Origin of the sequence: Pseudarthrobacter sp. H2, assembly GCF_050157045.1 — a bacterium.
Classification (GTDB): Bacteria; Actinomycetota; Actinomycetes; order Actinomycetales; family Micrococcaceae; genus Arthrobacter.
The window spans coordinates 4,279,729-4,304,129 of sequence record NZ_CP189594.1 but is presented as its reverse complement, the minus strand read 5'-3'; the positions used below and the strand labels follow the sequence as shown (position 1 = coordinate 4,304,129).

Annotated in this window: 25 protein-coding genes and 2 pseudogenes; 14 read left to right on the top strand and 13 right to left on the bottom strand. The window is 68.6% G+C overall.

Going from position 1 to position 24,401, the window contains the following annotated elements; genetic code table 11:
- The first annotated feature begins 78 nt into the window (after positions 1 to 78).
- Positions 79 to 993 carry a LysR family transcriptional regulator gene (locus tag ACQCSZ_RS19970; RefSeq protein ID WP_427005395.1) on the top strand — a complete coding sequence of 305 codons (915 nt, stop codon included), beginning with the start codon at positions 79 to 81 and terminating at the stop codon, positions 991 to 993.
- Between the two features lie 15 nt (positions 994 to 1,008).
- Here ACQCSZ_RS19970 and ACQCSZ_RS19965 read toward each other — a convergent pair whose 3' ends face one another.
- Entirely contained in the window at positions 1,009 to 1,257 is a 249-nt protein-coding gene (locus ACQCSZ_RS19965; RefSeq protein WP_427005394.1) for an SCO4226 family nickel-binding protein, read from the bottom strand.
- Positions 1,258 to 1,403: 146 nt separating this feature from the next.
- Complete coding sequence (locus tag ACQCSZ_RS19960) at positions 1,404 to 1,649, bottom strand: hypothetical protein (protein ID WP_427005393.1); 246 nt, start codon at positions 1,647 to 1,649, stop codon at positions 1,404 to 1,406.
- Between the two features lie 367 nt (positions 1,650 to 2,016).
- Between ACQCSZ_RS19960 and ACQCSZ_RS19955 the strand changes: the two genes are divergently transcribed.
- Genes ACQCSZ_RS19955 through ACQCSZ_RS19945 form a run of 3 tightly spaced genes read left to right on the top strand, consistent with a single transcriptional unit; the run spans position 2,017 to position 5,089 of the window.
- Positions 2,017 to 2,391 (top strand): hypothetical protein, encoded by a 375-nt coding sequence (locus ACQCSZ_RS19955; RefSeq protein ID WP_427005392.1) that lies wholly within the window; start codon positions 2,017 to 2,019, stop codon positions 2,389 to 2,391.
- A complete protein-coding gene (locus ACQCSZ_RS19950) occupies positions 2,388 to 4,631 on the top strand; it encodes a hypothetical protein (protein WP_427005391.1) in 2,244 nt (747 codons plus the stop codon). The genes ACQCSZ_RS19955 and ACQCSZ_RS19950 overlap by 4 nt, the downstream gene beginning before the upstream one ends.
- Complete coding sequence (locus ACQCSZ_RS19945) at positions 4,628 to 5,089, top strand: hypothetical protein (RefSeq protein ID WP_427005390.1); 462 nt, start codon at positions 4,628 to 4,630, stop codon at positions 5,087 to 5,089. Before ACQCSZ_RS19950 ends, ACQCSZ_RS19945 begins: the two co-directional genes overlap by 4 nt.
- A gap of 30 nt (positions 5,090 to 5,119) precedes the next feature.
- Here the strand turns inward: ACQCSZ_RS19945 and ACQCSZ_RS19940 are convergent, their stop codons facing one another.
- Positions 5,120 to 5,800, bottom strand: coding sequence for a GntR family transcriptional regulator (locus ACQCSZ_RS19940; RefSeq protein WP_427005389.1), 681 nt, complete (start codon positions 5,798 to 5,800; stop codon positions 5,120 to 5,122).
- 107 nt (positions 5,801 to 5,907) lie between these two features.
- Here ACQCSZ_RS19940 and ACQCSZ_RS19935 point away from each other — a divergent pair, with 107 nt between their 5' ends.
- The 6 genes and pseudogenes from ACQCSZ_RS19935 to ACQCSZ_RS19910 all read left to right on the top strand — a co-directional run bounded on the left by ACQCSZ_RS19935 (position 5,908) and on the right by ACQCSZ_RS19910 (position 12,802).
- Complete coding sequence (locus ACQCSZ_RS19935; protein WP_427005388.1) at positions 5,908 to 6,666, top strand: LamB/YcsF family protein; 759 nt, start codon at positions 5,908 to 5,910, stop codon at positions 6,664 to 6,666.
- Between the two features lie 82 nt (positions 6,667 to 6,748).
- A complete protein-coding gene (locus ACQCSZ_RS19930; RefSeq protein WP_427005387.1) occupies positions 6,749 to 8,086 on the top strand; it encodes an MFS transporter in 1,338 nt (445 codons plus the stop codon).
- A gap of 77 nt (positions 8,087 to 8,163) precedes the next feature.
- On the top strand, positions 8,164 to 9,852 hold the full coding sequence (locus tag ACQCSZ_RS19925) for a 5-oxoprolinase/urea amidolyase family protein (protein ID WP_427005386.1): 1,689 nt from the start codon (positions 8,164 to 8,166) through the stop codon (positions 9,850 to 9,852).
- Positions 9,852 to 11,018 (top strand): annotated as a pseudogene (locus ACQCSZ_RS19920) (acetyl-CoA carboxylase biotin carboxylase subunit); the annotation flags it as partial. The gene ACQCSZ_RS19925 and the pseudogene ACQCSZ_RS19920, both read left to right, overlap by 1 nt.
- Before the next feature lie 13 nt (positions 11,019 to 11,031).
- Positions 11,032 to 11,832 (top strand): annotated as a pseudogene (locus ACQCSZ_RS19915) (biotin/lipoyl-containing protein); the annotation flags it as partial.
- Between the two features lie 277 nt (positions 11,833 to 12,109).
- Entirely contained in the window at positions 12,110 to 12,802 is a 693-nt protein-coding gene (locus tag ACQCSZ_RS19910; RefSeq protein ID WP_427005385.1) for an HD domain-containing protein, read from the top strand.
- A gap of 73 nt (positions 12,803 to 12,875) precedes the next feature.
- Here the strand turns inward: ACQCSZ_RS19910 and ACQCSZ_RS19905 are convergent, their stop codons facing one another.
- Positions 12,876 to 13,619, bottom strand: a complete 744-nt coding sequence (locus ACQCSZ_RS19905; protein WP_427005384.1) for a DUF2306 domain-containing protein — start codon at positions 13,617 to 13,619, stop codon at positions 12,876 to 12,878.
- Between the two features lie 122 nt (positions 13,620 to 13,741).
- On the opposite strand from ACQCSZ_RS19905, the gene ACQCSZ_RS19900 reads away from it, so the two are divergent.
- Complete coding sequence (locus ACQCSZ_RS19900) at positions 13,742 to 14,473, top strand: TetR/AcrR family transcriptional regulator (protein WP_427005383.1); 732 nt, start codon at positions 13,742 to 13,744, stop codon at positions 14,471 to 14,473.
- Positions 14,474 to 14,611: 138 nt separating this feature from the next.
- Here ACQCSZ_RS19900 and ACQCSZ_RS19895 read toward each other — a convergent pair whose 3' ends face one another.
- From ACQCSZ_RS19895 to ACQCSZ_RS19870, 6 genes are all read right to left on the bottom strand, one after another.
- On the bottom strand, positions 14,612 to 15,442 hold the full coding sequence (locus tag ACQCSZ_RS19895) for an oxidoreductase (RefSeq protein ID WP_427005382.1): 831 nt from the start codon (positions 15,440 to 15,442) through the stop codon (positions 14,612 to 14,614).
- 82 nt (positions 15,443 to 15,524) lie between these two features.
- Positions 15,525 to 16,562 (bottom strand): zinc-binding dehydrogenase, encoded by a 1,038-nt coding sequence (locus ACQCSZ_RS19890; protein WP_427005381.1) that lies wholly within the window; start codon positions 16,560 to 16,562, stop codon positions 15,525 to 15,527.
- A gap of 269 nt (positions 16,563 to 16,831) precedes the next feature.
- On the bottom strand, positions 16,832 to 17,230 hold the full coding sequence (locus tag ACQCSZ_RS19885; RefSeq protein WP_427005380.1) for a (R)-mandelonitrile lyase: 399 nt from the start codon (positions 17,228 to 17,230) through the stop codon (positions 16,832 to 16,834).
- A gap of 44 nt (positions 17,231 to 17,274) precedes the next feature.
- The gene (locus tag ACQCSZ_RS19880) at positions 17,275 to 18,159 is read right to left on the bottom strand and encodes a helix-turn-helix transcriptional regulator (protein ID WP_427005379.1); all 885 of its coding nucleotides are present in this window, start codon (positions 18,157 to 18,159) and stop codon (positions 17,275 to 17,277) included.
- Positions 18,160 to 18,267: 108 nt separating this feature from the next.
- Positions 18,268 to 19,311, bottom strand: a complete 1,044-nt coding sequence (locus ACQCSZ_RS19875; RefSeq protein ID WP_427005378.1) for an LLM class flavin-dependent oxidoreductase — start codon at positions 19,309 to 19,311, stop codon at positions 18,268 to 18,270.
- Between the two features lie 44 nt (positions 19,312 to 19,355).
- On the bottom strand, positions 19,356 to 20,030 hold the full coding sequence (locus ACQCSZ_RS19870) for an NADPH-dependent F420 reductase (protein ID WP_427005377.1): 675 nt from the start codon (positions 20,028 to 20,030) through the stop codon (positions 19,356 to 19,358).
- 96 nt (positions 20,031 to 20,126) lie between these two features.
- Here ACQCSZ_RS19870 and ACQCSZ_RS19865 point away from each other — a divergent pair, with 96 nt between their 5' ends.
- Together ACQCSZ_RS19865 and ACQCSZ_RS19860 are read left to right on the top strand one after the other, a co-directional pair.
- The gene (locus tag ACQCSZ_RS19865) at positions 20,127 to 20,630 is read left to right on the top strand and encodes a MarR family winged helix-turn-helix transcriptional regulator (protein ID WP_427005376.1); all 504 of its coding nucleotides are present in this window, start codon (positions 20,127 to 20,129) and stop codon (positions 20,628 to 20,630) included.
- 97 nt (positions 20,631 to 20,727) lie between these two features.
- Positions 20,728 to 22,113 (top strand): aldehyde dehydrogenase family protein, encoded by a 1,386-nt coding sequence (locus ACQCSZ_RS19860; RefSeq protein ID WP_427005375.1) that lies wholly within the window; start codon positions 20,728 to 20,730, stop codon positions 22,111 to 22,113.
- A 48-nt stretch (positions 22,114 to 22,161) separates the two neighbouring features.
- Here ACQCSZ_RS19860 and ACQCSZ_RS19855 read toward each other — a convergent pair whose 3' ends face one another.
- Positions 22,162 to 22,560 carry a hypothetical protein gene (locus ACQCSZ_RS19855; RefSeq protein WP_427005374.1) on the bottom strand — a complete coding sequence of 133 codons (399 nt, stop codon included), beginning with the start codon at positions 22,558 to 22,560 and terminating at the stop codon, positions 22,162 to 22,164.
- Between the two features lie 214 nt (positions 22,561 to 22,774).
- Between ACQCSZ_RS19855 and ACQCSZ_RS19850 the strand changes: the two genes are divergently transcribed.
- Entirely contained in the window at positions 22,775 to 23,071 is a 297-nt protein-coding gene (locus tag ACQCSZ_RS19850; RefSeq protein WP_427005373.1) for an antibiotic biosynthesis monooxygenase family protein, read from the top strand.
- Positions 23,072 to 23,112: 41 nt separating this feature from the next.
- Here the strand turns inward: ACQCSZ_RS19850 and ACQCSZ_RS19845 are convergent, their stop codons facing one another.
- Both ACQCSZ_RS19845 and ACQCSZ_RS19840 read right to left on the bottom strand, forming a co-directional pair.
- Positions 23,113 to 23,715, bottom strand: coding sequence for a DUF6919 domain-containing protein (locus ACQCSZ_RS19845; RefSeq protein WP_427005372.1), 603 nt, complete (start codon positions 23,713 to 23,715; stop codon positions 23,113 to 23,115).
- Positions 23,716 to 23,721: 6 nt separating this feature from the next.
- Positions 23,722 to 24,210, bottom strand: a complete 489-nt coding sequence (locus ACQCSZ_RS19840) for an SRPBCC family protein (protein WP_427005371.1) — start codon at positions 24,208 to 24,210, stop codon at positions 23,722 to 23,724.
- Between the last annotated feature and the right edge of the window lie 191 nt (positions 24,211 to 24,401).

The following is a 24,401-nucleotide window of genomic DNA, read 5'->3' as shown; positions in this document are numbered from 1 at the left end:
CCTCAATGTGTCACGGACCATAACCATTGGTAAAGTTCATAAAAATCACTAACATCCATAGAAAAATTGAGGAATGGCATGGCGCGCTACACCCTGCGGCAGCTGGCGCACTTCGTTGCTGTGGCTGACACCGGCGCAATTTCAGCGGCGGCGCTGAAGCTGCATCTCTCGCAGGGCGCGGTGTCCGCGGCGGTGACGGAGCTCGAAAGGATCTTCAAGGTCCAGCTGATGGTCCGCCGAAAGGCTCACGGCGTGACGTTGACGCCCGCGGGAAAACATCTCTATGCGCGCGCGGTGCTGTTGCTTGCAGACGCCGAGGAACTGGAACTGAGCGCCTCCAGCGGAGGTCTGGAACTGGCGGGACCGCTGGTCATCGGCTGCTACCTCACCCTGGCGCCGACCGTGCTGCCGCCGCTGCTGGACGGGTTCTCGGCCAGGCATCCCAGGGTGCGGCTGGAATCCGTGGAGGGAACCCAGAACGGGCTGCCGGACCGGCTGTTCGGCGGCGAGCTGGACCTGGCCGTGGTGTACGACATGGATCTCCCGGCGTCGCTTGGATCCGTGGAGCTGTATACGGCGGCCCCGTATGCCCTGCTGCCTGCGCGGCACCGCCTGGCCGGCCGGCCCCAGGTGTCCCTTGCCGAACTGGCCGCGGATCCCATGGTCCTGCTGGACGCGCCGCCCAGCAGCCGCCATACCTTGTCCCTGTTCGAGCGGGCGGGGGTGGAGCCGAACGTCCGGTACCGCACCACCGACTTCGAGGTGACCCGCTCGCTGGTGGGACGGGGCCTGGGGTATTCGATCCTGGTGCAGCACCCGGCCGTAGACAGGAGCTATGAAGGCCTGGAGATCGTGAGCCGGCCGCTGGCCCCGGCCGTTCCGCCGTTGTCCGTCAAGATGATCTGGCCGCGGGCCGTGCGCCTGACGGACCGTGCCCGGGCCATGGTCGACTTCGCAGCAGGCCTGCCGTGGGGGACCGCGGCTCCGCAGTAAACCCCGTCCGGTGTACTAGACAGCGAGCGGAACGGGATGCACCTCGTCCGCAGGGTGGCCTGTGCGTTCATGAATGCGCCGCACTGCGTCCGCGGAAGGCGCCTCGGACAGGCAGTACACCACGCCGGCCTCAGGGTCAGCCCACGCACTCTTGAAGACGACGTTTTCCTCGCCCTGGATGGCCAGGTCGGCATCGTGGGCCGCCTTCAGATCCTCCTCCGTAAGGCCCTTCATGTTGTTGTGAACATCCATAAACTGCGGCATGACAACGCTCCCTAAATATTGGTCGACAGATTGGTCGACCGAGGGTTGTGGGGGATATAAGCCGACGCTAGACGCGTGCGCGGAAGCCGTCAAGAGGCCGCGTTGAAGGCAGTCCGGGCGGCAGCCAGCCGCCTTGGCAGCTTCGCCTATCCTGCGCCCTCCCCGGGCGCTGCCCCCTCATCCAGGGTTTCCGGCTTGACCCAGGTCGCCACCACACTGACCCCGCCGTGTTCGTCCCGGTCCGTGGCGATTTCAATGGCGGAAGCCGACGCCCCCATGCCCAGCAGCTCGTCCCGGTAGGAGGCTACGAGGGCCGTGAGGCTTTCCTCCGTCCACTCGCCGGGGCGCATTCTGGTCGAAATTTCAACTGGTTCGGGCTGGTACAGCGTCACGTGATGCCTCCTTGGGAACTGCCCGTGGCTGGTCCTGCCGCTGCGGCCGTTGCGAATCGTCACGGTGCCGAGATGTTCCACGCTGTGACGCGGAAGCGCCCGCGGCAAGGAAGGATCGGGGGACGGCCGGGGTGGCGTCGTGGGAGGACCGCCGTCGTACAGCGGAACAGCAGCGGCGGGGGGCGCCGTCTTCCGCGGGGACTGACCGTCCTGCGGCGGCCGGGGCAGCGACCCCCTGTTGCACGCTGCGCGGGCAGGGCTATGCTGTCGCCATGACGACGCCGCCTGCGGCCTCGCCGGTGGGGGCCGGTCCCTGCTGCCGGACGTGGCCTCCACCCTTGAACCGAATCATCGACGGGCATGCGTCGTGAATGAAGGGTCGGCGACGGCGGGTCGGCTGCAAGCCGGAACCACGACGGCCGCGAGGCCTGAAGTGGTGTCCAGTGCGCTGCTGGCCGTCGCGGACGTGGCGGCGTCGAGGTACTTCGATGCCGCGTTCCGGGTCAGCGATGTCATGGACCCCGTCATGACGGCAGGGGGAGACCGCCTGCGCTGTGAGTCGTTTTCGGCCTGCAACGGGGTCCAGGCACGGCTGGACCTGCTGGGCAGCGGCCTCGACGGCGGCGAGATCGGCTTCGGCACCACCAACGTGGACATCAACAGCCCGTTGCGGTCCGCGCTCGCCAACGTGCACCGCAACGAACTGCTGGCAGTGCAGCTGCTAGACCGGGAGCGCCCATGACGACGGAAATATCAACGATGACGGCGCCGGAGGACCGCGGCGACCCGCGGCTCGTGCAGGAGGTGCGCCGGCTCGTCACAGCCGGGGACCGGAGTGCCCTTCTCAAATACATCACAGCGCCCCCGCCGGATGAGCTCGCCGAGGCGGCGAAATGGTTTGTCAAGGGCGGCCGGACCCTCTTGGCCAAGGACCGCGACTGGCGGCTGCAAACCACGGACACCAGAGACGACATGCCGGTCCGTGACTTTGTGCGGAATGTGCTGATCGTGGCTCTCAATCCGCCTGCCACCGCCGCCAAGGCCCTGCCCTGGGGGGACATGCGGTCAAACCTCACCAGCGAGGTCCTGACGTTGCTGGATATTCTTGTGGCCAAGGGGGAGGAATGGTGCCGGCGCTTCGTGGCCGCTGCGATGGAACGGAACGCAAAAGCGGGAGAGCGGCCAGCCGTTGTCGCCGTCCGTCATTGCCTGCCGCTCATTCTGCACTTTGGAGTTTCCACAGCTCATTTCGGGGCCTACCCGCGGCTTTGGGCGTTCTACTATCGGGTGCTCGCGACCGGCTGGATCCACGAGGTCTGGAACGATGAGATTGCGGCGCAGTTCGAGTACCCGGGGTGGTCGGGGGTGGAGTTCCGCATCGGTCCCGCCGGAACCGCGGTGGTCTTTCCGAAGATGCAGAAATCGTTGCTGGAGTTGTGGGACCAGGACGCAACCGCAGCGACAACGCTCCTTCGTTGCTTTGAGGTGCCGGACGCGCTGGGTCCGCTGACCAGGATGGGAATGCCGACGGAGTGGACCGTCGGGACCGCAGTCCGCGGCTACCTCGACAGGGGGATCTTCAGCAGGGAGGAGGTCTTCGGCAAGGTCCGCACGGCCCTGGCACGGGGCGACGGACTCCCGACCCAGAGAGTGCTGGCCGATGTCCTGAAGTCGTGTCAGCCCAGTCCTGAGGAGGTGGCCGCCAGCATCCCGCTGTTCTTGTCCACCGTCGCCACGGCCCCCGGGTTCCTGTCCTCCCCGGCTTTTGGGCTTCTGCTCCGCGCCCCGCTGGATGGCGGAGACCTGCAGGACCTGAGCGTCGCCGTGTTCGGCAGGACAGAGAAGAAGCCGCAGGAGCTTTTGGTCCGGCACCTCAAGTCCCTGCGGACGTCAGGGACTTACGACGCCGCCGTCCTCGCCGCCTGCTGGGAGGCGGCGGCGGGATCCTCGGATCTGTTGATCCGGACCATGGCGGAATCGATGCTGGACATCCCTCTGGCCACCAGCACAGAGGGGCCAACTGCTCCGGCATCATTGTGGGGAACCGGGGCCCGGCACTCGCCGGAAATTCCCCGGTATGTGGCACCGGAAGCCGATTCCAGGAAAGGGCTGCCTTATTGGAACCGACAGTGGAAACATTCCATCGCCGACGAGCAGTATGTCGATCACTTCCTGCGGAACGTTTACCACGTTTCCCAGAACGTGCGGGACTGGTATCGGCGGAGATATCGTGTTGACTTCGGGCCGTTTCCTGGAGACATGCCCCCGCCGCCGAGCTGGGAATGCTGGGCGGAGCCGAGCCCTAATGTCGTCCTGGCCATGTGGGCGGCAGGGGAGCACAACCTGGCCGCTCACCGGAATCTGGTCCAGTTGTTCCGGGCTTCGGGGCCGTTGGCCGCAATCCATATATTTCGTCACAGCGAGCTGGCGGTCCAGGCAGGAAGAGTGCCGTACTCCCTGGCTACACCGAGCTACGACAACTTCCGCGTGGAACTGGACAGGCTGGTGTCCCTGCTGCGTCTTTTTGAGCGCGAAGGCTGGGCGTACGGGGAAGCCGACCTGTTCCAGGCACTCCTGCGGCTGGGGCCGATGGATGCGAGGCTGGCAGCCGATATCCCTGAGCTGCGTGTCCCGCCGCTTGACGGTCCACCTGGCCCGGAGCGGCTTGCCGGGCGGATTCTCCGCGAATGGGTCCGGGGAGGAGGATTCAGGCCCCGCCGGTGGACGCTCCGCTCACAGTGCCGGTGCCGTTGGACCGGTTTCCGTCGATCCCCCGGTCGTTGCTCTCGTCAGAGTTGTGGGGTGGCAGCCAACGCGGGTACCTGGGTGACTGGCTTGCCTGTACGGCCTCGGCGGTTGTGCCTTTCTGGCCGGACCTCGGCGCCATGTGGTGGGAACGGGGGAGGCTGTGCGGCGGCCTGGTCGTCTCCCTGCGGGCAGGTGGCCTGGCCGGGGCAACGGCCGGAGGAGTCGGGCAATTGACCCACAATTGGTTCGTTGCCATGCTCGCCAGTCCCCGTCAAGACGACCGGGACCACGCCGTTGAAACGGTGCTGGAACTGGCCGCGAGGCGCCAACTGTCAGCCGAACACCTGGCCATGGCTGCACGGAAGCACGTCGAGGCAGGCGACCAACCGCTGGGCCGGTTCGTGCGGACCCTGGCGCTGGTGGCCTATGAGGGCCATCTGGACTGCGTCTGGCCCGCGTTGACGGCCTTGGTGATGGTGTCAGCAGGACAGCAGAAGCTCCCGGCCGGGATGCCGGAGCTGCTGGCCACCTGCACAGAACTGTGGGACGCCGTTCCCGCCGAACATCGGATGGCGGCGACCGTCCCGGCAAAATTCACCGGCGCAGTCGTCGCGCTGGCCGCCTCAAAATCGGCCACGAAGACCGCGCTCGAAGCGAGGCGGCTCGCGTCTCGGATGGGACTCGTTCCCTAGCGCCCCGCATTCTCACGCCCGGTCCCCGCCTCACTCCCCGTGGACGGCGGTCTGCTTCTCTTCCGAGCGGTCCAGGTAGGCCAGCAGGAGCCCGCCGGCGCGGTCCAGTTCGCCGGCTTCGAGGGCTGCGCAGATCTCCTCGTTGTCGGCCAGATAGCCGCGGTAGAAGTCCGCCTCCACTGTCGCCTTATGGAAGAAGAGCCGCATCTCGGCCAGGGCCTGGGACATGATGGTGTCCAGCCGCCGGCTTCCGGCCAGGGCCACGATGGCGCCGTGGAAATGCGCGTTGGCGCTGCCGAGCGCCTCGTCGTCATCGAGGGCCGCCGCGGCCTTGCCTTCCTCCACCGCGGCCCGGACCGCGGCGATGCGCTCGGGGCTGCCGCCGCCGCGGATCGCGCTGACTTCGATCGCGCGGCGCACCGTGTAGACGTCGTGGATGTCCCCGGGCGCCAGGCTCGCGACGAACACGCCCCGGTTGGGATGCCGGACCACGAGGCGCTCGGCCGCGAGTTCGGCGAACGCCTCGCGGACCGTGTTGCGGGAGACGCCCAGCTCCTCCGCAATCGTCGATTCCGTCAGCCGGTTCCCCGGCAGCAGCCTCCCCTCCGCCAGTTGCAGGCGCAGTTCCGCGGCCACGCGCTCCGCCACGGACGGGACGGCCACGCGCAGCCGCGCCGCCTGGCTGCGGGTTTGCGCTTCGGAAGTGGTCATAGTGCCGAATCTACACGATTGTTCCAAAGTTAAATCGTCGGATTGTTGAACAATCGCCACAAGTGGTGCATCCTTGTATCGGGGCTATCATGAGACGAGGATCACAAATGGCAACCATCGACCTTAACAGCGACGTCGGCGAGTCATACGGCCGCTGGACCTTGGGCGACGACACAGCGATGTTCCGCTCGGTTTCCAGCGCGAACGTGGCCTGCGGATTCCACGCCGGGGACCCGTCCGTGATCCGGGCGACCTGCCGTGAAGCGGTTGCCGCCGGCGTCGTGATCGGCGCCCACGTCGGCTACCGCGACCTGGCCGGGTTCGGGCGCCGGTTCCTGGACATCGACCCCATCGAGCTGGCGGACGAGGTGGTCTACCAGATCGGCGCGCTGCAGGCGCTGGCCGCCGTGGAGGGCGGCACGGTCAGGTACGTCAAGCCGCACGGCGGCCTCTACAACGCCATCGTCACGCACACCGCCCAGGCGCAGGCCGTCGTCGACGCGGTGAAGTCCGTTGATCCGGGCCTGCCCATCCTCGGGCTGCCGGGCTCGGAGGTGCTCCGCCTGGCCGAGGCGGCAGGGCTGCGCGCCGTGCCCGAGGCCTTTGCGGACCGGGCCTACAACCCCGATGGCACCCTGGTTTCCCGAACGCTCCCCGGCGCCGTCCTAGAGGATCCAGCGCTCGTCACCGAGCACGTCCTCCGGATGGCCACCGAGTCCGCCGTCCGCACCGTTGACGGCTCCATCCTGAAGATCCGCGCCGAGAGCATCTGCGTCCACGGCGACTCCCCGGGAGCCGTCACCATGGCTGCCGCGGTGCGGCAGGCGCTGTCCGACGCCGGTATCATCACCGCCGCCTTCGCCTAGTCCGCACGCCGCCACCCGGCACCCCAATGCACGCCCACCACCAAGCGTTACCGGCAGCACCCGCACCCCTGGAGGAACAGTCATGACCGCACCACACCAGGCCTCACCGGCCGGGGCCACGAGGAAGCTGCCGCCCGGCGCCCTGAAGGCCTACATCGCGAGCCTCACCGGCACCTCGCTGGAGTACTACGACTTCGCCATCTACTCCGTGGCCTCGGCCCTGGTCTTCCCCAAAATCTTCTTCCCCAACAGCGACGAGTTCGTGGGGCTCCTGCTCTCCTTCTCCACCTTCGCCGTCGGATACCTGGCGCGTCCGATCGGCGGCATCGTCTTCGGCCGGCTCGGCGACCGGATCGGCCGCAAGAATGTCCTCGTGATCACCCTGCTGCTGATCGGCATCGCCACGGTGCTGATCGGCGCCCTTCCCGACTACTCCGTCCTCGGCGTAGCAGCCCCAACCATCCTGGTCCTCCTGCGCCTGGCCCAGGGAATCGGCGTCGGCGGCGAATGGGGCGGTGCCGTCCTGCTCTCCAGCGAATTCGGCACCGCCAGCAAGCGCGGATTCTGGTCCTCGGCAGCGCAGATCGGGCCGCCCGCGGGCAACCTGATGGCTAACGGCGTCCTGGCGGTACTCGCCGCCACCCTCAGCAATGCAGACTTCCTCGCCTGGGGCTGGCGGGTGGCCTTCCTGGCCTCCGCCGTGCTGGTGGTCTTCGGGCTCCTGATCCGGCTCAAGCTGGAGGAAACCCCGGTCTTCAAGGCCATCAAGGCCCATGGCGAGGCGCCGAAGGCCCCGCTCAGGGAGGTCTTCACCAAGGAGCCCCGCGCCCTCGTGTCCGCCGCGCTGTCCCGGATCTGCCCCGACGTCCTCTACTCCCTGTTCACCGTTTTCATGGCCGTCTACGCCACCAGGGAACTGGGCATGACCACCGGAAACGTGCTCGGCGCCATCCTCATCGGCTCGGCGTTCCAGCTGGCGTTGATCCCTGCCGCCGGCGCCCTCACGGACCGCTTCAACCGCCGTCTCGTCTACGGCATCGCCGCCGTGGGCACCGCGGTCTACATCCCGCTGTTCTTCCTGATGGTCCAGGGCAGATCCGTCCTGCTGCTGACCGTCGGCGTCGTGATCGGCCTGGCCTTCCACGCCTTCATGTACGGCCCGCAGGCGTCCTACATCACCGAGCAGTTCCCGGCCCGGCTGCGCTACGCCGGCAGCTCACTGGCCTACACGCTCGCCGGCGTTGTCGGCGGCGCCATCGCCCCGCTGGTCTTCACGGCCCTCTACGCCGCGACCGGCAACTGGTACGTGATCGCGGCTTACCTCCTGGTGAGCTCCCTGGTGACCATCGTCGGCCTGGCTATCGGCCGGGATCCGCACACGGATGAGGAAGAGCGGCTCCTGCAGGACGCCCGCGCCTGATCGGCGCGGACCCTGAGCGGCGCGGACCTTTCGCGCGGACCCTATTCGTGAGACACCGGCAATGATGGAAGCAGCTGATGATTGAGGCAGCGGGGGAAACCCTGGCACTACAGAAGGTCCGCTCCGTGCGGGCTGTGGGAACCTGCGCGGTGCTCGCCGAGCTTTCCGGGACGCAGGACGTGCTCGCCCTGCAGGCGCTGCTCCTCGAAAAGCCGCTGCCGGGCCAGACGGACGTGCTGGCCGCGGCCGAGACCGTCCTGGTCAGGGCCGACTCGCCCGCCTCGGCCCGGCGCATCGCAGCGCTCCTGCCCCGGCTCCAGCTCACCGCGCGGGCCCGCGCCGAGGGTGAACTGGTGGTCATTGACACCGTGTACGACGGCGAGGACCTCGCCGAAGTGGGGCAGCTCACCGGTCTCGGGACCGACGGCGTGATCGCAGCCCATTCCGGCCAGGTCTGGACCATGGCCTTCGCCGGCTTCGCCCCGGGCTTCGCATACATGGTGGGGGAGAACCAGTCGCTGGACGTCCCGCGGCGCAGCTCGCCCCGCACCGCCGTCCCGGCGGGCTCGGTGGCGCTGGCCGGCAATTACTCGGCCGTGTATCCGCGCAGCTCACCCGGCGGCTGGCAGCTGATCGGCCGCACCGGCGCGAAGATGTGGGACCTGGACCGGGAGCAGCCGGCCCTCGTCGCCCCCGGCCAGCGCGTCCGGTTCCGCGCGGTCCGGAACGCGGTGACACTGGCCGCGGAGCCCTCCTCAGTTTCCCCGGAAGCCCAGCAGCAGGCCGCGTCCGGCCTCCGGGTCCTGTCACCGGGAGTGCAAAGCCTGATCCAGGACCTGGGCCGGCACGGCCACTCCGGCCTGGGCGTTTCCGCTGCCGGGGCACTGGACCGCGCCTCGCTGCGCCGGGCCAACCGCCTCGTGGGCAATGCGCCCTCGGCCGCCGCGGTCGAAACCGTCGCTGGCGGGCTCAAGGTCCAGGCCGTCGGGGACCAGGTCCTCGCCGTCGCCGGGGCGCCGTCGCACCTGGGCATCGAGTCGCCGTCGGACCCTGAGCTCGGGGAGTCAGGGGAGTCCGGACATCACCGGACGGCGCCCATGGCCACCCCATTCGCCCTGCTCGACGGCGAAATCCTCAGCATCGGCGCGCCGGAGAGCGGGTTCCGCAGCTACGTCGCGGTCCGGGGCGGCGTGGATGCCGCCCCGGTGCTGGGCAGCCGCTCCACGGACACCATGTCCGGAATCGGCCCGGCACCGCTGGCTGCCGGCGAGGTCCTCGCCGCCGGCCCGGACACGGAATCCGGCGTCGTGGGGGATCCGGAACTGCAGCCGGACTTCCCGGGCACCGGCGTGAGCGTGCTCGACGTCGTCCCCGGCCCGCGCGCCGACTGGTTCGACCAGGCGGCCCTGGACTCCTTCTGCGGCCAGGACTGGGAAGTGACACCGCAGTCCAACCGCGTGGGCATGCGCCTGCAGGGAACCCCGCTGCAGCGCAGACGCACCGGCGAACTTCCCAGCGAAGGGACCGTTGCCGGGGCCCTCCAGATTCCCCCGGAGGGCCTGCCCGTGCTCTTCCTGGCCGACCACCCGATCACCGGCGGCTACCCGGTCATCGGCGTCGTGGTCGACTCCCAGCTGGACCGTGCCGCCCAGATCCCGATCGGCGGCAGGATCCGCTTCCGCTGGGCCGCCGCCGAAGGCGGGGCTGCCACCGAAGGCCGGGCCGCCGCCGGACCCACCACTTCCGAACGAAAAGCGAGTAACTGATGCGCAAGGTCCTGATCGCCAACCGTGGGGAAATCGCGGTCCGGATTGCCCGGGCCTGCGACGACGCGCTACTGGCCTCCGTCGCCGTGTACGCGGACATCGACGCCGACGCCCTGCACGTCTCCGCCGCGGACGAGGCCTTCGCCCTGGCCGGCAACTCCCCGGCGGACACGTACCTGAACATCCCCAAGCTGCTGGCGGTGGCGGCGGAGTCCGGAGCGGACGCCGTCCACCCCGGCTACGGCTTCCTCTCCGAAAACGCCGACTTCGCCCAGGCCGTCCTCGACGCCGGCCTGACCTGGATCGGCCCCGCCCCGGACGCCATCCGGCTCCTCGGCAACAAGATCACCGCCCGCGAGGCCGCGGTCCGGGCCGGTGCGCCGCTCGTGGCCGGGAGCGACGGCCCGGTGCATTCCGCCGCCGAGGCCCGCGCCTTCGCCGAAGAGCACGGCCTCCCGATCGCCATCAAGGCGGCCTTCGGCGGCGGCGGCCGCGGCATGAAGGTGGTCCGCGCCCTGGACGAGGTCGAGGAAGCCTTCGACTCCGCCGTCCGCGAGGCCGTTGCCGCCTTCGGCCGCGGCGACTGCTTCGTGGAGCGCTACCTGGACCGTCCGCGCCACGTCGAGGCGCAGGTGCTGGCGGATGCGCACGGCAACGTCGTCGTCGTCGGAACCCGCGACTGCTCCCTGCAGCGCCGGCACCAGAAACTCGTCGAGGAGGCCCCCGCGCCCTTCCTCAGCGAGGAGCAGACGCAGCAGATCTACGACGCCGCGAAGGCGGTCTGCCGGGAGGCCGGCTACACGGGCGCCGGCACGGTGGAATTCCTCGTGGCGGCCGACGGCACCGTCGCGTTCCTGGAGGTTAACACCCGGCTGCAGGTGGAGCACCCGATCACCGAGGAGACCACCGGGATCGACCTCGTGCAGGAGCAGTTCCGGATTGCCGCCGGCGAGCCGCTTCGCGTCCGCGAGGACCCGGCGCCCCGCGGGCACGCCTTCGAATTCCGGCTCAACGCCGAGGATGTGGGCCGCGGCTTCCTGCCGTCGCCCGGCACGATCGGGGAGTTCGCCGGCCCCACCGGGCCCGGCATCCGGCTCGACACCGGGGTCCGCTCCGGATCTTTCGTCCCGCCGCAGTTCGATTCCCTGCTGGCGAAGCTGATCGTCACCGGCGCGGACCCCGGCGCCCCGCGGGCACGCCTTCGAATTCCGGCTCAACGCCGAGGATGTGGGCCGCGGCTTCCTGCCGTCGCCCGGCACGATCGGGGAGTTCGCCGGCCCCACCGGGCCCGGCATCCGGCTCGACACCGGGGTCCGCTCCGGATCTTTCGTCCCGCCGCAGTTCGATTCCCTGCTGGCGAAGCTGATCGTCACCGGCGCGGACCGCCAGCAGGCGCTGCGCAGGGCACGCCGGGCACTGGCGGAGATCAGCATCACCGGGGTGGCCACCGTGCTGCCGTTCCACCGGGCCGTGCTCGAATCCCCGGACTTCACCTCCGAGACGCACCTGGGCATCCACACGCGCTGGATCGAGACCGACTTCGCGGACCGCATCCCGGCCGACCCGGACTTCAGCACCACCAGCCCCGACGGCGAACGCCGCACCATCACCGTCGACGTCGACGGGCGCCGGCTGGCGGTCGGGCTCCCCGCGGAGCTGCTGGATGGCTGGGCGCTTTCTACCCGGATGCTGTCCGGCGGGGCGCTGCCGGCGGGGGTTTCGCTTAATCCAGCGTCCGACGGCGGCGCGGCAGCCGGCGCCGCCGACCCTGCCGAACTCCGCGCCGACATGGCCGGGACCGTGGTGAAGTGGCTCGTCCAGCCCGGCACCGAGGTCGCGGCGGGGGACCCCGTGGTGGTCCTCGAGGCGATGAAGATGGAAACCCAGGTGTCCGCCCACCGCGCCGGGACGGTAACGGACCTCCGCGCGGAAGCCGGCGGCGTGGTGGCCGCGGGCGCGGTGCTGGCGCTGATCGGGTAGCTGTTTCCGCCGCCTCCCGAGCACGGGACATGCCCTCCGCCCGGGCCCAGGAGTGGACATAACCCCTATATGTCCATTGATGGGGCGACGCGCGGGACATGTCCGGATCCGGCTTGGGGACATGTCCATTCCTGGGGCCAGGCGCGGGGCATGTCCGGAAGGGTCCGGGCATCCCCGGGGCCCAAACGGCTACGGGCGGACGGGGACCTTCAGTGCCGGTTCCGCTGGGCGGAAGCTCCTCCTTGCCAGCCGGTGCCCCGGAGGGGACGCTGGCTGGATGACTAAACTTCAGCCCGCAGCCAACCACTCCGGCCTCGAAGTCTCGGCCGGCATCGATGCGGAGCCGGACGGGGTGATTGCCCTGGACCCTGGGCTGGCCGCCGTCTGGGAGCTTGCCGCGCCGCTGCTGAAGGTGCGGGACAACGACGCCCACACACTCTACGCCCTCGGGCTGGCACACGCCCTGCTGGATGCGCATCCGGAGGCGGACGCCGCCGTCGTTCTTCCGGCAATCATGCTGCACGACATCGGCTGGTCGCAGGTGCCGCCGGCGGAAGTCCTGCAGGCGATTGCGCCGGGCGGCGGCAGGCCGGACCTGGTGCTCCTGCACGAAAAGGAAGGCGCCCGGCTCGCGGCCGGCATTCTGGCCGACGCCGGGTACGACGCCGGGAAGGTCCCGGCCATCCTGGCCATCATCGACGGGCACGACTCACGGCGGGAGGCCCTCTCGATCGACGACGCGATCGTCAAGGACGCGGACAAGACCTGGCGGCTCAGCCCGCACGGCATCGACACGGTGATGGACTGGTTCGGGCTGGACCGCGGCCTGGCGCTCCGTCTCTGCAGCCAGCGCGTCCACGGGCACCTGTTCACGCCGGAAGCCCGGGCGATGGCCCGCGCCTTGTCGGCCCTGGAATCGGTGACGCTGTGGCCGCAACGGCAGGCACTGCTGGGCGCGGGCCGGACCTGACGCGGGCCGGACCTGACGCGGGCCGCCAATCCGGCGGCACGGACCAAGGCCGGACTGCCGGTACCGGCGGCCTTCAGCGCGAAGCTGCTGCATGGGGCGCAACGGACCGGCCGGAAGTACGGGATGTCCGCGCCGATCCCTGAGCGCGCCGGTGGATGACGTACTCGGCCACCGCAAGGTTGAGCACCCACGATGCCCCCATGAACACTGCCTTGGTCAGCTGGCCGGTCGGGCCGACCAGAAGAATCCAGGGAATTGGCGCCAGGGCCTGGGTTCCCGCGGCGACGCCGATTGCGTAGCCGCGGGTCATCCAGGCGCTGTGCCTGACGAAGTCCCGGCGCCCGATCGCGAGGAGCCCCCGGACGATGCTCACCACCATTGCCGAGCCGACGACCAGCCGAAGAACGAGGAGAATCCCGCCGTCGGCGGCCGGGAGGGCATAGAAAACCGCCATCCATAGGCCGGAAAGGGCCGCGAGCAGGCCGGCGGGGATGAGGACGCCTCCGGCGACGCGGTGCCAGCTGCGCGTGCCGCGGCTGCCTCGCCGACGTGAGGGAACGAACTGGAACGCCCCGAGCAGGCAATACACGGTGACACTGGGAATGTGGATCAGCACCGGGACAGGCGAGTCGAAAAACCGCGCGTTATCGGGTGTGATGGCGGCGCCGCCCGCCAGCTCGGTAAGACGCATGGTCCCGAAGATCACCGGGATGAGACTGAGGAAGATCAAGCCAGCGGGCACGAGCCACGCGGCTTGGGGTCTGCGGATGGTTGCAGGGTCCGTCCCCACGATTGCGGTCATTCTGCTGGGGTCCACCGGGAATCCTTTGTTCGACAGGCGGCCAGGTGTACGGTGTACACCTCATGACGTCCACCGTAAGTGTACCTTGTACACTTGTTAATAGAGGGCGCAACGGTTGTCCCGGGAAGGTGGTTTAGGTGGTTCAGCAGATCGAGGTGGGGCCGCGCGTGCGCCTGAACGCGGACCGGGTGCTGCACGCCGCCGTCTCCCTCGCTGACGACGCCGGCATCGAGTCACTGAGCATGCGCAGGCTCGCGCAGGAGCTCGGCGTGGTGCCGATGGCGCTCTACAAGCACGTCGCGAACAAGGAAGAGCTTCTCGACGGCATGGTCGGCGTCATCGTCGGCGAGATCGATCCGCCCGTCCGCGATGCCGGCTGGAGGAGCGCGGTCCGGCAGCGGATCCTCTCGGCAAGGGAAGCGCTCCTGCGGCACCCGTGGGCCCGCCAGGTGCTCGAATCCCGCACCAACAGGACGCCGGCCGTCCTTGACTACATGGACACGTTCATCGGGATGTTCCTGGCCGGCGGTCTCTCTGTTGACCTCACGCACCACGTCATGCACGCCCTGGGCAGCCGCATGTGGGGGTTCACCCAGGAGTTGTTCCGGGACCCTGCCGGCCCCGATACGGAAGGAAAGGCCGAGGTGCCGCCGGAAGTGCAGGCGGCCATGTTCCAGGAGATGTCCACGCGGTACCCGAACATCCCGCAGATTGCCACGGCCGCGAGGCACGACGACGGCCCTGTCGTCGGGCCAGGCTGCGACGACCAGTTCGAGTTCGAGTTCGCCCTCGATCTCCTGCTTGAGGGCTTTGACCGCCTTCACCGGCAGGACTGGACCTCGGCGCGGGCGAAGCTGGTCCGCGGATAACCGGCCGCTCGGGACACGCGGGGATCGTGGCGGTCCGCGTTCAGGCCCGCCCGTTTGCCGCAAAAGGCCGGAATGGGGTGCCCATGGCGGCCTTTTGCGGCAAACGGATGTCCCCGCCCGGAGCGGCCGGGCCGTATCTCAGCCCTCGATGCCCGTGCTGAGGCTGAGGTCCCGCCAGTGGTCCAGTTCCGTGCGCTCTGCCTCGGCGACGGCGGCAAATGCTTCGAAAGCGTCTTTGCCGAGCACCATCAGAGACGGCGGGTTCGCACTTTCGACGATCGCCAGGATGGCTTCTGCGGCCTTTGCCGGGTCGCCCGGCTGGGTGCCGTGGACCGTGTCTTTCTCCTTGCGCCGCTTCCCGGCCGTCTCCGCGTAGTCCTCGATCGGCGTCGCGGACTGGGTGAGTGAGCGGCCGGCGAAGTCCGTGCGGAACGCGCCGGGCTCGATGACGGTGACGTTGATGCCGAGCGGCTGCAGTTCCTTGTGGAGGGATCCGGACAAGCCTTCCAGGGCCGCCTTGGTTGCCGAGTAGTATCCGGATCCGGCCGGTGAGATGCGTGCTCCGATGGAGGAGATGTTCAGGATGGACCCTGCCCTCTTCGCGCGCATGTCCGGGAGGACTGCCTTGATCATGTCGACGGCGCCGAAGACGTTGGTGTCGAACAACTGCCGGATGTCGGCGTCGTCCGCTTCCTCAACCGCGGCGCGGTAGCCGTAGCCGGCATTGTTGACGAGCACGTCGATGCCCCCGAAGCGCGTCCGCGCCTGCTGCACCACCGAGCTGATCTGTGCCAGGTCGGTGACGTCGAGGGGGAGGGGCAGCGCCGTGTCGGGGAAAGCGGCCGCGAGGTCCTGCAGCGTGGTGGCGTTCCGAGCTGTGACGACGGCGTTGTAGCCGCGGCCGAGCACTGCCTGGGCGAGGGCCCGGCCAAGTCCGGTCGAGCATCCTGTGATGAGCCATGTAGCCATGGGGGTCTTCCTTTCGTGGGGGATGCCAGCGGCGAGGTGCCGGAATGGCGCAGCCCGACTTCTGGCGGAGTGGTGGCGTGCGCTACGGCCGGACGAGGACCTTGAGCGCCTCGCGGGTGTCCATCGCGCGGTACCCGTCGGGCACTTCGTCGAGGCCGATCGTGCGGTCGAAGACCTTGCCGGGGTTCACCGTGCCGTCGAGGACGCCGGGCAGCAGCGTCTCGATGTAGGCGCGGACGGGGGCGGGGCCGCCGGTGAGGGTGATGTTGGGCCCGAACATGGAGCCGAAGCCGATCGGGGCATCCTCGTACTGCGGAACGCCGACGCGGCTGATGATGCCCCCCGGCCGGATGACGCCGAGTGCCTGGTCGTACGCGGGCCGGTGTCCCACGCACTCGAGCACGGTGTGGGTGCCGTCGCCGCCGGTGAGCTCGCGGATCCTGGCGATGCCTTCCTCTCCGCGCCCGGCCACGACGTCGGTGGCGCCGTATTCGATGCCCAGGTCGGTGCGGGTCTTATGCCGGCCCATCAGGATGATCCGCTCGGCACCCAGCTGCCTGGCCGACAGCACCGCCATCAGGCCGACGGCGCCGTCACCGATCACCGTGACGGTGGTCCGCTGGTTGACTCCGCCCTTGACGGCGGCGTGGTACCCGGTGCCATAGACATCGGACAACGTCAGCAACGACGGCAGCAGCGCTGAGTCCTCGCCCCCCGGCGTCTTGACCAGGGTGCCGTCGGCGAACGGGCCGCGGATGGCCTCGGCCTGTGCGCCGCCGATTCCGCCGGCGGCCCAGAACCCGCCATGCCGGCAGGAGGTCTGCAGGCCCTCCAGGCAGAAGTCGCAGGTCCCGTCCGACCAGGCGAACGGGGCGATGACGAAGTCACCTTTCTTCAGGGTGGAGACGTCCCTGCCGGTCTCCTCGACGACGCCGATGAACTCGTGGCCCATCGGCGATCCCTGTTCGGAGGCCGGCATATCGTGGTACGGATGCAGGTCGGATCCGCAGACGCACGAGCGCACGATCTGCACGATCGCGTCCGTAGGGTCCTGCACTACCGGGTCAGGCACGTTCTCCACGCGTACGTCGCCGGCGCCGTACATAAAGGTTGCTCGCATCAGATTTCTTCCATCTCTTCTCTGTGGCTAAAACGTTCCGGGGGTCCGCGGACCCAAGTTCCCGCTCTCAACTACGCAACAGGTCCGACGGGAAAGGGAGTCACTGCTGTTCGGGGTGCTGGCAGAACCTCCCTCCACCGGGGTGCAGAATGCGGAGGTGTAGCCGTGGGAGCTGGCCTGCGCGATGAGCCTGGGCGTCCGGGGCGCGCCGGTCAGGATATGGTCCGGCGGCGCGGTGCCGACCGAGCCGCCGGCCCGCTTCGGTGGTGTTATTTGGTGCCGTATTCCTCGTCGGTGACGAGGTCGCCCCACTCGGACTCGGGTCCTTCGGCGGGGGCTTCCCACATGGCCAGGTGGGTCATGAAGTGTTCCGGTGCGGCGCCGTGCCAGTGCCATTCGCCCGGGGGCGTGTAGATGGTGTCGCCCGGGCGGATCTCAATGACTTCGCCGCCGCGGGACTGGAGCCGTCCGACGCCCTCGGTGACGTGCAGGGTCTGGCCGACGGCGTGGGAGTGCCAGGCGGTGCGCGCGCAGGGGGCGAAGTGCACCGAGTTCACGCGCATGCGTGAGGGTTCGGGCTGCGGGGCGGCAACGACGTCGAACCAGACGTCACCGGTGAACATGGCCGCCGGGCCCTTGACGCTCGGCTTCTTGGGTTGGATTTCCAATGGGTCTCCTTCTGGGTTGATGGCTTCGGCGCGCACAGTGAACGTCACTGCTTGTCCGCTACGGCCGCTGTTTCCTTCTGCTCGGCCTGTTCCACGGTCGCCGCCCAGCTGCCCAGGAGGCGCAGAGCGTCCTCGGAGGCCGAGCCGGGTTCGGCGGGGTAGACCAGCAGGGAAAGTCCTGGGTCGGCTGCCAGGTCCATCGCCTCGAACTTGAGGTCGATGTCCCCGACGACCGGGTGGTGGAAGTGCTTGAGTCCTGTGAAGTGCTGCCGCACGTCGTGCGCCGCCCACCGGGTGCGGAACTCCTCGCTGCGCATCGAGAGCTCACCGACAAGGTCGGACAGCTCGCGGCTGTAAGGGTCGCGGCCGGATTCGGTGCGCAGGATAGCGACGGTGTCGCTTGCCGCCTTGTTCCAGTCCGGGTAGAACTCCGCCGAGCGGGGGCTCAGGAAGATGAACCGGGCATGGTTCACCGGCCGGCCCGGATCGCGGTACATCTCCGAATACAGGGCGCGCCCGAGCCGGTTGACGGCCAGGATGTCCAGGCGTCCGTTGCGCACGAACGCGGGTGCGCCCGTGATCGCATCGAGGGTGAACTGCACGCTGGGCCGCACCTGCTGCGCGGGGCGGCGACGGGGCCGCGCGGTGCCCGCGGCCTTGGCGAGATCGAACAAATGGGAACGCTCGGCCTCGTCCAGCTGCAACGCCCGCGCCAGTGCCTCCAGGATGCCTTCGGAAACCCCGCCCAGCTTGCCCTGTTCGAGGCGGGTGTAATATTCGACGCTCACGCCGGCGAGCGAGGCCAGCTCGCCACGGCGCAGCCCGGGCACACGGCGGTTCCCGCCGTAGACAGGCAGCCCTGCCTGCTCGGGGGTGATCCTGGCGCGCCGCGTGGTCAGGAACTCGCGAATGTCACTCCGATTGTCCATGTCCACCACGTTAGAGGTCTTCCGATCAGTGGGGGAGTCCCTGTCAGTACTACTGTCGGCAGGGACTCCCTCAGCCTTGCGACGGCCTGTTTCATGAGGTGTGGTGGTCTATTTGCCGGCCAGGAGGCGTTCGACGCGTGGTTTGACCTCGGTGGCCAGCAGGGTGAGGGATTCGAGGAAGTGCTCCTGGGGCAGGCCGCCGATGTCCATCTGGAGGAAGTGGCGCATGTGTCCCAGGTGCCCGTGCAGGTCCACGATGCGTGCGGCGACCTCGTCCGGGTCGCCCACGTAGTACGCGCCCGAGGCCTCGGCCTGCGCCAGGAACTGCCGCTTGTCCGGTGCGGGCCAGCCGCGGAGCTTGCCCATTTCGATGTTCAGGTTGTACCAGCCGGGATAGAAGCGTTCCAGCGCTTCCTTCTTGGTCGGTGCGATCAGGCCGAGGGCCGCCACGGAGACCTTAATGTCCTCGCCGGTGTGTCCGGCCTGCGCTGCGGACTGCCGGTACAGCTCTGCCAGCGGGGCGAACCTGGCGGGGGCTCCGCCGATGATGCCGTAGGAGATGGGGAGGCCGAGCTTGCCGGCGCGGACCGATGACGGGGCGCTGCCGCCGGTCGCCAGCCAGAGGGGCAGCCTGCCGTTGACCGGCCGGGGCACGACGGCCAGGTCGTGGAGGGCGGGCCGGACGGTCCCGGACCAGGTCACGTTTTCGGTTTTGCTGTTGTTGATGGTCATCAGCAGGTCGAGCTTTTCGGCGTAGAGCCGGTCGTAGTCGTTCAGGTCGTAGCCGAAGAGCGGAAAGGTCTCCACCGAGGATCCGCGGCCGGCGGTGATTTCCACCCGGCCGCCGCCGGAGACGGCGTCGGCGGTGGCGAACTGCTGGAACACCCGCACGGGGTCGTCCGTGCTGATGATGCTCGCGCCGCTGCCGAGCTTGATCTGCTTCGTGGCGGCCGCCGCGGCGGCGATCACGGTTCCCGGCGAGGAGGCTGGCATGTCCAGGGTGTGGTGTTCGCCGATCCCGAAGTAGTCCAGGCCGTTCCGGTCGGCCAGGACGATCGCCTCGAAGAGGTTGCGGATGGCCTCGGCGGTGGGCCGGAGGCTTCCGTCGGGGTTGCGTTGGGTGTCGCCGAAGCTGTAGGCGCCGAGTTCCATGATGTTCTCCTGTGTGCAGTGCTGCGAAGTGGTTGAAGGCAGATTCAGGCGCGGGCGGGTTCGCGGTCCGCGGCCAGGATGGCGCGCAGCTGGTGCGCCGGGTGGCTGCCGTTGAAAATCCCGGTGCCGGGTTGGAAGGCGCGTCCGGCTGCGAGCGGACCCGCATCCACCGGGTCGTAGCCAAGGCGGTCGATGAAGCCGGCAACGAGGGCCTTGGCGTCACGTTCGTCGCCGGCCAGGGCAAGGGCCCGCCGTCCCTCGGCGCCAGATTCCCTACCGTCCTCTTCGAGGTCGTGGTAGCCGATGTGGTTGAGCGTCTTCACGATTTTTGCGCCGGCCAGGTAGGCCTGGACGATTTCGCTGCTCGTCCTGCCATCGTTCTCGAAGTCGTCAATCTCGCCGTCGATGGGCGCCCAGTAGTTCATCGCGTCGATGACCGTCCGGCCGGCCAGCAGATCCGGGACCAGGGTGCGGTACTTGTGCAGCGGTACAGCCACGACGACGATGTCCGCGCCCGCCGCTTCCGCCACGTCGACGGCGACTGCGCCAGGGGTGATGATCTCCACCAGCAGGGCGATTTCATCGGCCGGCTTTGCGGTGGCGATCCTGACGTCGTAGCCGGCCTTGAGGGCCTGCCGGGCGACGGCGGTGCCGACGCGGCCGGCCCCGAGGATCCCGATGGTCCGGGCCTCTGCCGGCTGGTTCTGCGGAGCGCTCATACTGCTGGTCCTTCCGGGATCAATTTATGTTGCTCGACAGACTATATTCTCAACAGAACATCTGTGCAACTTCACGTTTGACGGTATGATGGGTTCATGACCGAGAGTATCCACCGCCGCCCCGGCACCACGACAGCGGCTGTCCCCGGTGATCTGGGGTGGCATCTGGGAATGGTCCTGCGCGGCTACCAGACCCGCTTCGAGTCCGCCGTTGCCGAGATGCCGGCAGGCATCCGGGGTTTCCAGGTGCTGTCCGCCGTCGTGCACAAGGATCCGCCGAACCAGCAGGCCCTCGGGGCACATCTGGCCATCGACAGGACCGTGCTGACATACCTTCTCGACGCCCTGGTGGATGCGGGCGTCGTCGAACGCATCCCGGCTCCCGCAGACCGCAGGGCCCGCAAAATCATTGCCACCGCAAGCGGGCGGCACATGCTGGCCGCCTACGAGGAGCGGGTCGCCGCCGCCGAAGCGGACCTCCTTGCAGGACTCGAGGAGGGCGACGCCCGGGACCTTGGCATCCTGATCGGCCGGCTGGCAATAAACGTCCACCGCACCCAGCCGGGGGCCAGCCCCTGCGAGGCGATGGACAACCTCTAGAACACTGCGGTGGGCGGAAATCCAGCCTCTGACGGGCCTTTGGGGAAGAGGCCGAAGGCCTTTACGAATTACCATCCATAAAACGGGGCTGGACCACGTGAACGCTCAAGCGTTGGGATCGGGTTCCGTCCCAGACGGCACACCGGAAGAGGTGGACGCCGCCGCCGCCTCCGGCCGCCGCGCGTTCGACGGCGGATGGCCGCGGCTGGCGCAGTCGGAACGGGCCGCATACCTGCTGCGCATCGCCGACGAGGTGGACAAGCGCGCGAAGGAACTGTCCCTGACCAACACCCGGGAGAACGGTTCTCCGGTCTCCGAGTCCGCCGGGGCCGCCGCGAACGCCGCAGGCATCTTCCGCTACTTCGCCGGCCTCGCCGGCTACCTGGAAGGCGAGGACGTCCGCGCCTTCCCCAAGGGCGGCGGCGAATCCGTGGTGCGGCGCGACCCGGTGGGCGTGTGCGCGGTGATCGCGCCGTGGAATTTCCCGATCAACCTGGTGGTAATCAAGCTCGCCCCGGCGCTGCTGGCCGGCTGCACCGTGGTGATCAAGCCGGCCTCGCCGACGCCGCTGTCCATCCGCCTGATCGTCGACGCCGTGGCCGCCGCGGGCGTGCCGGCCGGCGTCGTCAACCTGGTCACCGGTTCCGGCCGGCTCGGTGATGCCCTCGTGAAGCACCCCGGCGTGAACAAGGTGGCCTTCACCGGGTCGACGCCGGTGGGGCGGAAGATCGCGGCGGCCTGCGGGGAACTGCTGCGCCCGGTCACCCTGGAGCTCGGCGGGAAGTCCAGCGCCATCGTGCTGCCGGACGCGGACCTGGACGCCATGTCCAAGGTGCTGATCCGCTCCTCCATGCGCAACACCGGGCAGACCTGCTACATCTCCACCCGGATCCTGGCCCCCGCCAGCCGGTACGACGAGGTGGTGGACATGGTCACCGCCACGATCGCCGCCAGCAAGCAGGGCGATCCGCTGGACCCGGACACCGTGTTCGGGCCCTGCGCCACGGAATCGCAGTACCGGATCGTGCTGGACTATCTCGAAGCGGGCCGGGCCCAGGGGGCCCGCGCCACCACCGGCGGCCGCGCCGCGTCGCTTTCCGGGGGACTGGAGCACGGCTACTTCGTGGAGCCGACGGTCTTCGCCGGCGTCACCCCGGACATGCGGATCTCCCGGGAGGAGATCTTCGGCCCGGTGCTCTCGATCCTGAAGTACGACGACGCCGGCGGCAGTGTTGATGAGGCAGTCGCGCTGGCCAACAACACCGAGTTCGGCCTCGGCGGGCTGGTGTTCGGCCAGGACCCCGAGGCGGCCCTCGCCGTCGCGGACCGGATGGACACCGGCTCCGTGGGCATCAACTTCTTCGCCTCCAACCATGCCGCGCCGTTCGGCGGCCGGCGCGATTCCGGCCTTGGCACCGAGTACGGCATCGAGGGCCTGAACGCGTACCTGAGCTACAAGTCGATCCACCGGAAAGTTCAGTAACTCCAACGCGGGGTCACTTAGCGCCCATCCGAGGCCGCGGGATGGGCGCTAAGTGACCCCGCGCTGCTGGGTGGGGGCCATCAATGTCAGGACGGCGATTCGGTAGCCCGCGGCGGTTTCGATGAGCTGGTAGCAGAACCGTTCCCGCGGCTGGCCGCCGTAGGACCAGGTGACGTTGGCCCAGACGCTGCCGGGCGCTTCGGCCATGATGACGATCTTCTTGTCAATAGCGTCCACGCCTTCGTACTGCCGCCAGGAGGAGGCGAAAAACTCCTCGGTCTGGCGGGCGTCGGTGACGGGGATCGACGTGCCGGGAAACAGGATGAGCGCAGGGACCGCGTACATCCCGGCGAGCGTCTTCGCGTCGCGCGCCAACAGTGCCGCGGCGTAGCGCTCGAAAAATTCCTCGGCGTTCGTGGCCGTATCGTCCTTCGTGAGGTCCTCCATGGCACCACCCTACAAAGCAACGCCCGCGCACCCAACAACACCCGCGCACACCCCAACGCGAGGTCACTTACCGCCCATCTGACCCTCCGGAATGGGCGGTAAGTGACCCCGCGTTGTTTGGGTCAAAGCCCTCGGGCTCAACGGCCCTACCGCCACCCGGGGGACAGGAACATAATCGAGGTATCAACCCCGGTCATGAATGGAGGCGGTCGTCGTGTCGGTCTACACGCTTGGGATCTGGTTGGTGAAACCGGGCCGCGAGAACGATTTCGTACAGGCCTGGCGGGACATTGCCAGGAAGACGCAGGAGGATTTCCCGGGCGGCAGGGCCGTGCTGATGCACGACCGCGACGTTCCGAACCGGTTCATCAGCACCGGGCCCTGGGAGTCACTGGAACAGATCGAGCAGTGGCGTGGCTCGGAGATGTACCAGCAGAGTGTCCAGGCCATCAAGGAGATGCTGGAACACTTCGAGCCGCATACTCTCGACGAGGCTGCCACCATCGGCTGAGGTCAGCCTCCCGCCGGCGTCGTCCTGCCCGCCGCCCGAGCTCAGCCCTCCGTCAGCGCCTCGAGGACCGCCGGCAGCAGAATGTCGTTCCTGCCCCACACGGGATCGAAGATCTCCACGTACCAGGAGTCGGCCAGGACCAGGGCGAGGGCATCGTTGGCCTCCTCCGACCAGGCAGTGAGTTGCTCGGGGGTGACGGGGCTTTCACTGCTGCCCAGGACCGTCACCACCTCGTCCTGCTGCACCGTCACCGGAATGGACGCACGGCTCGCTTCCCCCGGGGCGTGGGCCACGGTCACCAGGCCGGTCCGGGCGGAGAGCCGCAGCAGCGACGCCGCCGCCTCCGTGGTGCAGAAAGCCGTCAGGTAGGCGCGCTGCGCGAGGCCCTCCGCGAGGACGCCCGGCTGTGATTCCTTGGTGAAGAGGCCGTTGCGGTTGAGTACGGCAAGCCGGGCGGCGATGCCCCTGGTTTCCTCATCAATGCCGGGCGTGAAGGTTCCGGGCTGATACTGGCTGCGGCCCTCCAGCCACCGTGCGGTCAGCTCGCCGGCCGCCGGGATCGTGGCGGCCTGCCGCCAGACCTCACGGTCGGCCAGAAGTCGCCCGAAGCCGTCCCGCTCCGTGGTGTACTGATCCTTCGACATCGGAATTCAGGCCTCCCGTGCGGCGGAGTGCCGCTGCAGCAACAGGGACAGGCGTTCGGAGCTGAGCCGGAGCGCCTCGAGTTCACGCCGGCAGAACTCGTCGATGTACCGGGTGACCCGCTCAGCGAGCTCCTCGGCATCGTCGTCGAGTTCGTACTCGTGGCTGAGCGTCACCTCAGACTGTCCGTCCGCCCGCTGGATGTCCCACGCGCCGCCCAGCGCCAGGAACGGGGCCTCGACGTCGAGCTGGCGGAACTCGGCATGCTGGCGGACCGCGTTGAAGACCCGCCGGCAGCGTCTCGAGCTGAGCGATCCGTTGGCGACGACAGAAGTCCGCAGTTCGTGGTTCGAATCGTCGCCGCTGACGCGCTCGGAGTAGACGGTGAGGCCGTCCAGATACGGCCAGTGCGCGGAGTCCCGAAGCATGCTGAAGATGACGTCCTCAGGGGCGTCGATGCTGAGCCGGTGCACGGTCCGGCGGGTGCCCAATGTCATGTCCACCCCTCCTGTTCGTGTGGTCTTCTATGCAGGCTAGGCGCAACGGCCCCCGTCCGGGTAGATATTCGTCCCCGCGCGTCACGAAGGGCAACCTGCAGTAACACGGGGCGGCCGCAGGTCATGTCCAGGGCCTCCGGATTAACCCGGGGTTTTCATCAATGTTGGGCTGACGGGTGTGTTTAAGAGAC

Coding starts and splice junctions, on each gene's coding strand:
- ACQCSZ_RS19925 (WP_427005386.1), top strand. CDS start 8,164: ATGATTGAGGCAGCGGGGGAAACCCTGGCACTACAGAAGGTCCGCTCC.
- ACQCSZ_RS19880 (WP_427005379.1), bottom strand. CDS start 18,159: ATGGACAATCGGAGTGACATTCGCGAGTTCCTGACCACGCGGCGCGCC.
- ACQCSZ_RS19940 (WP_427005389.1), bottom strand. CDS start 5,800: ATGACCACTTCCGAAGCGCAAACCCGCAGCCAGGCGGCGCGGCTGCGC.
- ACQCSZ_RS19865 (WP_427005376.1), top strand. CDS start 20,127: ATGACCGAGAGTATCCACCGCCGCCCCGGCACCACGACAGCGGCTGTC.
- ACQCSZ_RS19930 (WP_427005387.1), top strand. CDS start 6,749: ATGACCGCACCACACCAGGCCTCACCGGCCGGGGCCACGAGGAAGCTG.
- ACQCSZ_RS19895 (WP_427005382.1), bottom strand. CDS start 15,442: ATGGCTACATGGCTCATCACAGGATGCTCGACCGGACTTGGCCGGGCC.
- ACQCSZ_RS19870 (WP_427005377.1), bottom strand. CDS start 20,030: ATGAGCGCTCCGCAGAACCAGCCGGCAGAGGCCCGGACCATCGGGATC.
- ACQCSZ_RS19950 (WP_427005391.1), top strand. CDS start 2,388: ATGACGACGGAAATATCAACGATGACGGCGCCGGAGGACCGCGGCGAC.
- ACQCSZ_RS19845 (WP_427005372.1), bottom strand. CDS start 23,715: ATGTCGAAGGATCAGTACACCACGGAGCGGGACGGCTTCGGGCGACTT.
- ACQCSZ_RS19910 (WP_427005385.1), top strand. CDS start 12,110: ATGACTAAACTTCAGCCCGCAGCCAACCACTCCGGCCTCGAAGTCTCG.
- ACQCSZ_RS19855 (WP_427005374.1), bottom strand. CDS start 22,560: ATGGAGGACCTCACGAAGGACGATACGGCCACGAACGCCGAGGAATTT.
- ACQCSZ_RS19890 (WP_427005381.1), bottom strand. CDS start 16,562: ATGCGAGCAACCTTTATGTACGGCGCCGGCGACGTACGCGTGGAGAAC.
- ACQCSZ_RS19935 (WP_427005388.1), top strand. CDS start 5,908: ATGGCAACCATCGACCTTAACAGCGACGTCGGCGAGTCATACGGCCGC.
- ACQCSZ_RS19840 (WP_427005371.1), bottom strand. CDS start 24,210: ATGACATTGGGCACCCGCCGGACCGTGCACCGGCTCAGCATCGACGCC.
- ACQCSZ_RS19965 (WP_427005394.1), bottom strand. CDS start 1,257: ATGCCGCAGTTTATGGATGTTCACAACAACATGAAGGGCCTTACGGAG.
- ACQCSZ_RS19875 (WP_427005378.1), bottom strand. CDS start 19,311: ATGGAACTCGGCGCCTACAGCTTCGGCGACACCCAACGCAACCCCGAC.
- ACQCSZ_RS19970 (WP_427005395.1), top strand. CDS start 79: ATGGCGCGCTACACCCTGCGGCAGCTGGCGCACTTCGTTGCTGTGGCT.